This window comes from Bacillus sp. AY2-1 (assembly GCF_008368965.1).
GTDB lineage: Bacteria > Bacillota > Bacilli > Bacillales > Bacillaceae_G > Bacillus_A > Bacillus_A thuringiensis_S.
In genome coordinates this window covers 1-11,849 of the sequence record NZ_QPEL01000004.1, presented here as the reverse complement: position 1 = coordinate 11,849, position 11,849 = coordinate 1, and the positions used below count along the sequence as shown (strand labels likewise).

Genomic DNA, 11,849 nt, shown 5'->3' with positions numbered 1-11,849 from the left:
TTAGGAGTTATACAGAGAATTGCTCACCGCTTTTCGTATTTAAATCCTGCTTCATTTCATTTTCCTTTGGAATAGTAAGGAAATGAGTTAAAAATGCACCAAAGAAATACAAACCAGCAAAGATCCACATCACGCCGCCAACACCTAATGGACCGATGAAGGCAGTTACTACTAATGGCCCAACGAATGCTGATAATCCTGAACCTAAATTTAAGACAGACATTGCAGCTCCTTTATTTTCAGGAGATAAAGATGGGACTAATGCTGTAAGAGGTACATAACCAGTAAGTGTTGCTCCATAGCAACAGGCAACAAATAATATTGCCCAATAATTATGTCCTACCATTTGTGGTACATAATAGAGTGCAAGAGTTACAATACCGCAACCGACTCCTCCGAACCATTTAATTGTATTTACCCAACCAAACTTGTCTCCAACAATACCAAAAATAATATTAAACACCATATTTACAAAGAATAGAGTACCCCAAATTTGAAGCCATTCAGTCATCGTAAAATTATATTTCATCATATAGGTAGGTAGGAAAACAACAAATCCAAACTGAGCGGCCGAGTTTATAATTTTTACAATACCGCCTATACCAACTTTAGGATTTTCAAATGCGATGGTAATGCCTTTTAGTAATTCACTTGATTTGTTAGCGCTTACGGTTTGTGCTTTAAATTTATCCTTATTCACAACTATTGAGAACAATCCCCCGACGACAACAAAAATTAAAGCACTCCATAAAGTAGCGATTTCTCCGATTTTAGGAACCATATAGCTAGAATAAAAGGCTCCTATAACACTAAGCCCTAGCTGGAAGACGAACCAGAACCAGCCAACTGCTCTTGAAAGCATTTGCTGAGGCGTACTGTAAGATACCCAAACTAGGAAAGAATAAGCAAATAAAGGATAACCAAACCCTCGTAGGGCATAGCAAATTAAAATTACTGGATAATTCATATGTTGAATTCCTATACCTATGAACCCGATTGAACCTAAAATGAATGATACTAAACCAAACGTCATGACTTTTCTTGGTCCCCACATTTGTACAAATACCCCCGAAAACCAAGAAGAAGCAGATACAGTAATTCCGTAAATAGTAAACAAGAAAGCAGCGTGTTCTAGCGTTAATCCTTTTTCAACGAGATAAGGGGATAACCATCCCTGTTCTAACCCGTCCCCAATCATAAAAACGATAATTCCTATGTATCCCCAAGTTAAATTAGAAGGGATGCCAATCTTGTCCATAAATGTTTTGTTTGAACTAATAGCGTTCATTCTCCCACCACCGATAAGTTTTTTGGTTAAGCGCTTAATTCTTTTTGATAAAAAAAGTATACGCTTACATTATGAGGTCGTCAATTAAATTTTAAATTTTTTGACAATTTACAACTTTCTTTTATAGAAGCTTTCTATTTACTTATTGGAGATTCAAATAATCGTGAGTATGAAAAGAAAGAAATACCTTATAGATGGGGGGCACTATTTAAAGGGCTTGATTTTCTTTGTTATATCAGTATTTTAAAAGAATATATTTGTAGCTTTTTAGAGTATTTATATCTAATCATTAATTTTATTTTTATGTAATACGTATATTGAGGGAATTTAAAATTCGGATGAAAAGATAAGTATTCAAAAAAATAAAAATGTTTTCAATTTAAAATCAAGTGTGTATAATGAAGAAAAATAGGGAAAGCGCTTAACTAGTTTAATGCGCTAAACCTTATAGACTTTCATTTTGTTTCTTAAATTTTAATATAGAGGGAGAAATCATATGAACGTTTTAAAGATTGGGATTATTGGTGCTGGACGAATAGGGAAACTGCATGTTGATAACTTGCAACTGATGCCACAAGTAAAAATTAAAGCAGTTTCAGATGTAGTGATTAGTCATCTAGAAAAGTGGGCTCAAGATAAAGGGATTTCCACTCTAACTACAAACTATCAGGATTTATTAACTGATCCAGAAATTGATGCTGTCTTTATTTGTTCACCAACAAATACACATGCGCAAATTATTAAAGAAGCAGCACTTGCGAAAAAACATATATTCTGCGAAAAGCCTGTTAGTTTCTCAGTAGAAGAAACATTAGAAGCATTAGAAGTGGTAAAAGAACAGGGAGTATCTCTTCAAGTAGGATTTAATCGTCGTTTTGATCCGAACTTCAGGAAAGTTTATGATCTGATTCAACAAGGTGAAGTGGGGCAGCCGCATATCTTAAAAATTACGTCACGCGATCCACAACCGCCAAGTATAGAATACGTTCGCTCTTCAGGCGGATTGTTTATGGATATGATGATTCATGATTTTGATATGGCTCGCTATGTGATGAATAGTGAAGTCGTTGAAGTATTTGCATATGGAACAACATTAATTGATCCATCCATTCAGGAAGTAAATGATGTGGATACAGCAATTGTCACATTAAAATTTGCAAATGGAGCTTTAGGAGTAATTGATAATAGCCGCCAAGCTGTTTATGGATATGACCAGCGTGTTGAAGTGTTTGGTGAAAAGGGCGCGGTTGCTGCGGATAATTGCTGCCCGACAACAGTACAAGTGTCAAAAACAGAAGGTGTTGTAAAAGATAAGCCGCTTTATTTCTTCTTAGAGCGCTACACGCAAGCTTACATTGAGGAAGTAACACAATTTACAAAGTCAATTATAGAAGGACAAGCTGTTATTTGTAGTGGTAATGATGGGTTACAAGCGGAGCGAATTGCGAAAGCTGCAAAGGAATCTTTGCTAACAGGAAAACCTGTTCAAATTGAACATAAGCAGCCTGCATTAAATCAATAAAGAGAGCGTTTACTTCTAGATAGATAAAGAGTAATGAATAATAGGTTTATAAAAATATGAACCTTATCATTCATAAAGCATGGGAGGTAGTAATAATGAATCCACTTATTTTTAAAGAAGATTGTCCATTAGACCTAATTGCAGTTGGACGTTTATGCGTTGATTTAAATGCCAATGAAACACAACGTCCTATGGAAGAAACAAGAACGTTTACTAAGTATGTGGGAGGTTCTCCTGCCAACATAGCGATTGGTGCGGCGCGTCTCGGCTTACAGACAGGATTTATCGGTAAAGTGTCCGACGATCAAATGGGCCGCTTTATTACAGGGTATCTACAGGACAATAAGATTAATACAAATCAGATATGTATCGACCGTACAGGTGCAGTGACAGGTCTAGCATTTACAGAAATTAAAAGCCCAGAAGATTGCAGTATTTTAATGTACCGCGACAATGTCGCAGATTTAAATCTTGATCCAACAGAAGTATCTGAGGACTATATTAAACAATCAAAAGCACTCTTAATTTCAGGAACAGCTTTAGCGAAAAGTCCTTCTCGCGAGGCGGTATTTTTAGCACTAGAATATGCGCGTAAGTATGATGTAGTTGTATTTTTTGATGTAGATTACCGCCCTTATACATGGCAGTCAGAAGCTGAAACGGCTGTGTATTACAACCTAGCGGCTGAAAAATCTGATGTCATTATTGGAACGCGTGAAGAATTCGATATGATGGAAAAACTATTAAACTACGAACAATCTAATGACCAAGTTACGGCTGAAAGATGGTTTTCTCATCATGCCAAAATCGTCGTAATTAAGCACGGCGGGGATGGTTCAATCGCTTATACGAGGGACGGTCAATCTCACCGAGGCGGTATCTTTAAAACAAAGGTGTTAAAGACGTTTGGCGCTGGCGACTCGTATGCTTCTGCGTTTATTTATGGCCTAATGCAAGGGCTTGAGATTCCTCAAGCAATGCGATTAGGTGGTGCTTCTGCTTCAATCGTTATTTCTAAACATAGCTGTTCTGATGCAATGCCAACAAGAGCAGAGATTTCTGCATTCATGGAAACGGCTGAAGAATTGGTATAAAAACTTCATAAATCAATAATCAAGTAAGGGCGTATCCTATTGGACGCTTCTACATTACATAAAAGGGAGAGAATGAATATGACAGTACAAACAGCACAAATTGTAAAAAACTACATTGGCGGCGAATGGGTAGAATCCATTTCAACTAAGATGGAAGCTGTATATAATCCTGCAACAGGAGAAGTAATCGCTCAAGTACCACTTTCAACAAAAGTGGATGTTGAACAAGCTGTATTAGCAGCAAATGAAGCGTTCAAGTCTTGGTCTAAAACTGCAGTACCAAAGCGCGCTCGTATTCTATTTAAATATCAACAATTACTAGTAGATAACTGGGAAGAGTTAGCGAAACTGATTACGATTGAAAACGGAAAAAGCTATAACGAGGCTTATGGTGAAGTTCTTCGTGGTATTGAGTGTGTGGAGTTTGCAGCGGGTGCTCCTACATTAATGATGGGAAAACAGCTACCGGATATTGCAACAGGTATTGAGTCTGGTATGTATCGTTATCCAATTGGTGTTATAGGTGGCATTACACCTTTTAACTTCCCAATGATGGTTCCATGCTGGATGTTCCCACTTGCAATTGCTTGTGGCAATACATTTGTATTAAAACCTTCAGAGCGTACACCACTTCTAGCAGCAAGATTAGCAGTATTAGCTGAAGAAGCGGGCTTACCAAAAGGTGTATTAAACATTGTAAATGGCGCTCACGATGTAGTAAACGGTCTATTGGAACATAAATTAGTGAAGGCAATTTCGTTTGTAGGTTCTCAACCTGTCGCAGAATATGTATACAAAAAAGGAACAGAAAACTTAAAACGCGTGCAAGCATTAGCAGGTGCGAAGAACCATTCCATTGTATTAAATGATGCGAATCTTGAACTAGCAACAAAGCAAATTATTAGCGCTGCATTCGGTTCAGCTGGTGAGCGTTGTATGGCTGCTTCTGTTGTAACAGTAGAAGAAGAAATTGCAGATCAATTAGTTGAAAGACTAGTAGCAGAAGCGAATAAAATTGTAATTGGCAATGGTCTTGATGAAGATGTATTTTTAGGACCAGTTATTCGTGATAACCATAAAGAGCGCACAATTGGTTACATCGATTCAGGTGTAGAACAGGGCGCTACGTTAGTTCGTGATGGACGTGAAGATACAGCTGTAAAAGGAGCTGGTTACTTCGTTGGGCCAACAATTTTTGACCATGTTACAAAAGAAATGAAAATCTGGCAAGATGAGATTTTTGCTCCTGTTTTATCTATAGTTCGTGTGAAATCATTGGATGAAGCGATTGAAATTGCCAATGAGTCTCGTTTTGCAAATGGAGCTTGCATTTATACAGATAGTGGGGCAAGTGTACGTCAATTCCGTGAAACAATTGAATCAGGTATGTTAGGTGTGAATGTTGGGGTTCCGGCACCAATGGCATTCTTCCCGTTCTCTGGCTGGAAAGACTCTTTCTATGGTGATCTTCATGCGAACGGTACGGACGGCGTTGAGTTTTATACAAGAAAGAAAATGCTTACATCTCGTTGGGAAAAGTAATCTTTAAGTGAAAAGTAGAATCTGTCTAGTTGCTTGTAAGCAAAAGTAAGGAAAGTAGTAAAACATAAGAAGGAAGTATTAGGAGTCTTTCAAATTTCTAATACTCCTTTTTCATATGCAGAATGATTGTTAGAGATAGAAAGGAGCAAATCATATGCAAACGGTTAGAATGACGATGGCGCAAGCATTGGTAAAGTTTTTAAATCAGCAATATGTAGAGTTTGATGGAACGCAACAAAAGTTTGTTAAGGGAGTCTTTACGATTTTTGGTCATGGAAATGTAGTAGGCCTAGGTCAAGCTTTAGAAGAAGACGCAGGGGAATTAGAAGTATATCAAGGGAGAAATGAGCAAGGAATGGCAAATGCTGCAATGGCTTTTGCAAAACAAAAACATAGAAAACAAATTATGGCATGTACTTCTTCAGTTGGTCCTGGATCAGCAAATATGATTACCTCTGCAGCAACAGCTTCTGCAAATAATATTCCCGTTTTATTACTTCCAGGAGATGTATTTGCAACGAGACAACCTGATCCTGTTCTTCAACAAATTGAACAAACACATGACTTATCTATTTCTACAAATGATGCTTTTCGTGCAGTAAGTAAGTACTGGGACCGGATAAATCGTCCTGAACAATTGATGACCGCTATGATTCAAGCGATGCGTGTTTTAACGAATCCGGCAGATACAGGAGCTGTAACAATTTGTTTACCACAAGATGTCCAAGGAGAAGCATGGGATTTTCCAAGTTACTTCTTCCAAAAGCGTGTTCACCGTATTGAACGTCGTCTACCTACAAAAGCCAGCTTAGCGGATGCAGTGGAAATGATTAAGAGAAAGAAAAAGCCAGTTATGATTTGCGGTGGTGGTGTAAGATACGCAGAAGCGGCAGAAGAACTCAAACAGTTTGCTGAAACATTCCACATTCCATTTGGAGAAACACAAGCTGGAAAAAGTGCAATTGAAAGTAGTCATCGATATAATCTAGGCGGCATTGGGGTAACGGGAAATGTAGCAGCTAATACAATTGCAAAGGAAGCGGATCTTGTTATTGGCATCGGGACGAGATTTACTGATTTTACAACGGCATCGAAACAATTATTTCAAAATGAAGAAGTTGAGTTTTTAAACATCAACATTTCAGAATTCCATGCGAATAAGCTGGATGCATTAAAGGTTATAGCGGACGCGAAAGAGGCACTTCTTGCTCTAATAAATGAACTGCAAGAAATTGATTATCAATCTAGTTATACAGTAGAAATTGCTGATGCAAAAGAGGCTTGGGAAACAGAATTATCACGTCTACATAATATTCGCTTTACAGGTCAAGATTTCACACCAGAAGTCGAAGGTCATTTCGATGAAAATTTAAATGAGTATGTAGACGCACTTGGTACACAATTAACACAGACCGCGGTCATTGGACAAATTAATACATTACTCGATGAAGATGCAATTATCGTTGGAGCGGCAGGAAGTCTTCCAGGTGATTTACAAAGAATGTGGGCAGCAAGAAAACCTAATACATATCACATGGAGTATGGATACTCTTGCATGGGCTATGAAGTTGCAGGTGCACTTGGTGCAAAGCTAGCTGAACCATTGAAGGAAGTATATGCAATGGTAGGGGATGGCAGTTACCAAATGCTTCATTCTGAGCTTGTCACAAGTCTTCAAGAAAACAATAAAATTAACGTCTTATTGTTTGATAACTCCGGATTTGGTTGTATTAATAACTTACAAATGGGCAATGGAATGGGGAGCTTTGGAACAGAGTTTCGCTACCGAAACCAGCAAACTCGTAAATTAGACGGGGCAATTATGAAAATTGATTTTGCAGCTAGCGCAGCTGGATATGGTGTGAAAACATATCATGTTACATCACTAGAACAATTACAAGAAGCGCTTATAGATGCGAAAAAACAAACAGTTTCTACATTAATTGATATTAAAGTATTACCAAAAACAATGACAAATGGATACGAGTCATGGTGGCATGTAGGTGTTGCAGAAGTATCTAAAAGTCAAAGTGTCCAAGCTGCGTACGAGAGTAAAGTAAGTAACTTGCAACAGGCAAGGTCTTATTAGATTAGGAAACAAAGAGAGCTTTTTATCTACATGCATATTGATTAGGAAGCTCTCTATTTAATGACCAGTTAAGAGAATTTGGCGAAATTCTATCACATTTTGTAAAGAGGAGAGACAAGGGGATGTTCAAAGAAAATACAATTAAGCTTGGAATTGCACCAATTGCTTGGACAAATGATGATATGCCGGAGCTAGGGGCAGAAAATACATTTGAACAATGTATTAGTGAGATGGCACTAGCTGGATTTAATGGAAGTGAAGTGGGGAATAAATATCCGAGAAATACTGTTGTATTAAAAAAATCTTTGGAATTACGAAACTTGGAGATTGCTAGTGCATGGTTTAGTACATTCTTGACAACGAAGCCGCTTGAAGAGACGGTACAAGAATTTATTAAGCATAGGGATTTTTTGCATGACATGGGTGCAAAGGTCATCGTTGTTTCAGAGCAAGGGCATAGTATTCAAGGTTTAATGGATGTACCACTATTTCAAAATAAGCCCGTTTTTACAGACGAAGAGTGGGATAAGCTTGTAGTTGGGTTACATCACCTCGGTAAATTAGCTCAGGAAAAGGGGCTACATATTGTATACCATCATCATATGGGCACGGGTATTCAAACAACGGCAGAAATTGAAAAGTTAATGGATATAACAGATCCAAATCTGGTATCTCTGCTTTTTGATACAGGTCATCTTGTCTTTTCAGGAGAAGAGCCGCTTTATATTTTGAAAAAATATTTACCTCGTATTAAACATGTACATTTAAAAGATATTCGTGAGGAAGTAGTAGATGCTGTAAAGGAAAACGAATTAAGCTTCTTACAGGCAGTGAAGAATGGTGCATTTACAGTTCCCGGGGATGGCGTAATTGTATTTGATGAAGTGTTTAATATTCTTGCAAACTCTGATTATAAAGGGTGGTTTGTGGTAGAAGCAGAGCAAGACCCAGCTTTAGCGAATCCTTTTGAATACGCATTAAAAGCCCGAAAATTTATACAAGAAAAAGCAGGTCTTTAGTCTCAGCATTTTGAGACTATATCTAATTTAATGATTCGGCAATCGACATGTCCTCTTACAAATGGAGTAAAAAGACGAGACGTTTGTTTTTTATTTATAAATAATATTGAAACAGGTGAATGTGTAATGCCATTAGTGCAAATGAAGGATATTTTAATTAAGGCAAATCAAGAGAATTATGGGGTCGGAGCTTTCAGTGTTGCTAATATGGAAATGGTAATGGGAGCTATCAAAGCAGCAGAAGAGTTAAGTTCACCGCTTATTCTACAAATTGCGGAAGTTCGTTTGAATCATTCGCCGATTCATCTGATCGGTCCTTTGATGGTAGCTGCGGCGAAAAAAGCGACTATCCCAGTAGCAGTTCACTTTGATCACGGTATAACATTTGAAACAATTAAAGAGACGTTAGAAATTGGTTTTAGTTCGGTTATGTTTGATGGCTCTCACTTCCCATTAGAGGAGAATATCCAAAGGACAAAAGAAATTGTAGCGCTTGCGAAACAGTATGGAGCGACAGTAGAAGCTGAGATTGGCAGAGTAGGTGGTAGTGAGGATGGGTCAGAAGATATTGAAATGTTGCTGACAAGCACTACAGAAGCAAAACGATTTGCAGAAGAAACAGATGTAGATGTGTTAGCTGTTGCGATTGGAAATGCGCATGGTATGTACAATGGAGATCCTGATTTACGATTAGACCGTCTACAGGAAATTAATGAGGTAGTTCATATCCCGCTCGTATTACATGGTGGCTCTGGAATTAGCCCAGATAATTTCAAACAATGTATCCAACATGGTGTTCGAAAAATTAATGTAGCAACAGCCACATTTCAGAATGTAATTACCGTGGTAAACACTGCGGCCCTAAATACTCCTTATTCAGACTACTTTACGCATCATCAAGATGTAATTGAGGCTGCATACGAAAATGTTAAAAGTCATATGTAAATATTCGGAAGTGAAAACAGAGCATAATCAGAAAAGCTTTCTTCATTAATAATTAGAAGAAATGCGGAATTTAGTTAGCTGACAAAAGTAGAAAACGATAGATTAACCATTAAATAAAAGGAGGAGAAATCCATGTTAGGAAAATTAGGTGAATTAAATGAGGGGTATAATGTATTAACAGAAATGAACGGCCAATGCAGTGATATGTTAATGGATATAGGCATATATAAGATGTCTAATGGAAAAGAAGAGTTGCTATTTGATAATAAGAATGAAACGGCAGTTCTTTTACTAGAAGGGGCAATACGTTTAGAATGGGAAGGGATGGAACAAGTTCTTCAAAGACAATCTGTATTTGAAGAAAACCCTTGGTGCTTACATGTGGCTAAAAATGTGAAGGTTACAATTACTGCTCTTTTAGATAGTGAAGTGCTCGTTCAAAAAACCGATAATAATCAAGAATTTGCGTCCAAGTTATATACTCCAAATGAGTGTCAAAGTGTTGTAGCCGGAGATGGAGTATGGGAGGGAACAGCGCAGCGTGTTATTCGTACAATTTTTGACTATAACAATGCAGCGTATTCTAATATGGTAGTAGGAGAGGTTATTTCTTATCCAGGGCGATGGTCCAGTTATCCACCACACCACCATGATCAGCCAGAGGTATATTATTATCGCTTTAACAAACCCCAGGGATTTGGATGTGCAATGGTTGGTGAGGATGCTTATCGCGTTGTACATAATAGCTTTATTACAATTCCTGGTGGGTTAGACCATCCACAAGCAACGGCGCCTGGATATGCAATGTATTTTTGCTGGATGATTCGACACCTTGAGAATAACCCATGGGATGATCGTATCATGGAGGAAGAACATAAGTGGTTATTAGAACCAAATGCGAAAATTTGGCCGGAAAAAGAATAAATGAAAATAAAGGTTCTGGGCAAAAACGATGTTACTTGCAATTGTTTTTGCTAAGAACCACTAATTTTTTGTAAATGTAGGCAGGCTCTTATGTGAGGTAACGTAAGAGCCTGTTTGCATGTTCTACCTTTTTTTATGTACAATAGTAATAAGAGATGATATAGACAGGGAGAGGAAATCCATGTCCACTAAATTAGTAAATTTACGCATTGATTTTGCTTTTAAACAGCTATTTGGAACAAAAGGAAATGAGGAAATTTTAACGGGTTTCCTAAATGCAATTTTAGAAGAATCTTTAGATGCACCTATTACTTCGCTACAATTAGATGATCCACATCTCCATAAATCTTATGAAGATGATAAGTTATCGATTTTAGACCTATTAGCAACACTGGATAATGGGGCGCAAGTAAATATCGAAATCCAGCTTCGAAATACACATGATATGGTGAAGCGCTCCTTATATTACTGGAGTAAACTTTATACTTCCCAAATGCAAGAAGGAATGCCATATCGTTCACTTCGGAAAACAATTACCATTAACTTACTAGACTTTATTTTATTTTCTCAGGATGATGAATTTCATACCATCGGACAATTATGGAATACAAAATTACAGCAACTCTTAAGTGACGACATTGAAATCCATTTTGTAGAGATACCGAAATTAGTAAAACAATGGCGTGAAGAAAAAGTAAACCCATGGGAAAATACATTTGTTCGTTGGATGTTATTATTACCAGCACATGAAGATGAACATTTAACTCAAACATTGGAGGAGATTGCGATGAATCAAGATCCAATTTTACAAAAGGCAATAAATAAATGGGAAAATATGAGCCATGATTCTTCTTTCCGAACAGCATATGAAGCTCGAGAGAAATTACTTCTAGATGAACAAGCTAAGTTAGCTCATGCAGAACAAGAGGGCATGGAAAAAGGCATTGAGCAAGGTAAGATGCAGATGATTCGAGGAATGCATGAAATTGGTGTACCACTTGAAACTATTGCAAAAGCAAGTAAGTTGAGTGTGGAAGAAATAGAACGTATCTTAAAGCTAAAATAAATGTATATGAGTATACAGAACTCATGAGTAGAAAAAATAGACTTTCATTATCATAGCACGTTTAATGGGAAAGCATTGCTGAAGATTTCAGCAGTGCTTTTTCTATATCATTTAAGGAAATTATTCTTTTGTTAAAAAGTCAATTTCTTTTTATTTACAACGTATGACTTTTAATATATATGAATAAAAATATAATTAGATTTAAAATAAAATTTAATTATTTTAAATATGGGCTTATATAAGATGGGGATTAGCGGATACATACATATGCCCAATTACATACCTATATTTTATGTTTTGTTTTATACAACATAAATTTTATTAGAAAGAAGGTTTAAAATATGTACGAAGATTTTAATC

General features: G+C 37.0%; 9 protein-coding genes. 8 read left to right on the top strand and 1 reads right to left on the bottom strand.

Annotation, left to right across the window (positions count from 1 at the left end):
• Positions 1-7: 7 nt before the first annotated feature.
• The gene (locus tag DN403_RS00340; RefSeq protein WP_149185250.1) at positions 8-1,288 is read right to left on the bottom strand and encodes an MFS transporter; all 1,281 of its coding nucleotides are present in this window, start codon (positions 1,286-1,288) and stop codon (positions 8-10) included.
• A gap of 496 nt (positions 1,289-1,784) precedes the next feature.
• On the opposite strand from DN403_RS00340, the gene iolG reads away from it, so the two are divergent.
• The 8 genes from iolG (at position 1,785) to DN403_RS00300 (ending at position 11,489) form a co-directional block, all read left to right on the top strand.
• Positions 1,785-2,810 (top strand): inositol 2-dehydrogenase, encoded by a 1,026-nt coding sequence (iolG, locus tag DN403_RS00335; protein WP_149185249.1) that lies wholly within the window; start codon positions 1,785-1,787, stop codon positions 2,808-2,810.
• A gap of 95 nt (positions 2,811-2,905) precedes the next feature.
• Positions 2,906-3,904: a 5-dehydro-2-deoxygluconokinase gene (gene iolC, locus DN403_RS00330; RefSeq protein ID WP_149185248.1), complete on the top strand. Its 999-nt coding sequence runs from the start codon at positions 2,906-2,908 to the stop codon at positions 3,902-3,904.
• Between the two features lie 78 nt (positions 3,905-3,982).
• Positions 3,983-5,446, top strand: coding sequence for a CoA-acylating methylmalonate-semialdehyde dehydrogenase (locus tag DN403_RS00325; protein WP_149185247.1), 1,464 nt, complete (start codon positions 3,983-3,985; stop codon positions 5,444-5,446).
• A 154-nt stretch (positions 5,447-5,600) separates the two neighbouring features.
• The gene (gene iolD / locus DN403_RS00320) at positions 5,601-7,535 is read left to right on the top strand and encodes a 3D-(3,5/4)-trihydroxycyclohexane-1,2-dione acylhydrolase (decyclizing) (RefSeq protein WP_149185246.1); all 1,935 of its coding nucleotides are present in this window, start codon (positions 5,601-5,603) and stop codon (positions 7,533-7,535) included.
• 122 nt (positions 7,536-7,657) lie between these two features.
• Positions 7,658-8,554 (top strand): myo-inosose-2 dehydratase, encoded by an 897-nt coding sequence (gene iolE / locus DN403_RS00315; protein WP_149185245.1) that lies wholly within the window; start codon positions 7,658-7,660, stop codon positions 8,552-8,554.
• Positions 8,555-8,680: 126 nt separating this feature from the next.
• Positions 8,681-9,499 (top strand): class II fructose-bisphosphate aldolase, encoded by an 819-nt coding sequence (locus DN403_RS00310; RefSeq protein WP_149185244.1) that lies wholly within the window; start codon positions 8,681-8,683, stop codon positions 9,497-9,499.
• Between the two features lie 132 nt (positions 9,500-9,631).
• Entirely contained in the window at positions 9,632-10,423 is a 792-nt protein-coding gene (locus DN403_RS00305; RefSeq protein WP_098300668.1) for a 5-deoxy-glucuronate isomerase, read from the top strand.
• A 181-nt stretch (positions 10,424-10,604) separates the two neighbouring features.
• Positions 10,605-11,489 carry an Rpn family recombination-promoting nuclease/putative transposase gene (locus tag DN403_RS00300; RefSeq protein WP_098300667.1) on the top strand — a complete coding sequence of 295 codons (885 nt, stop codon included), beginning with the start codon at positions 10,605-10,607 and terminating at the stop codon, positions 11,487-11,489.
• Positions 11,490-11,849: the final 360 nt, after the last annotated feature.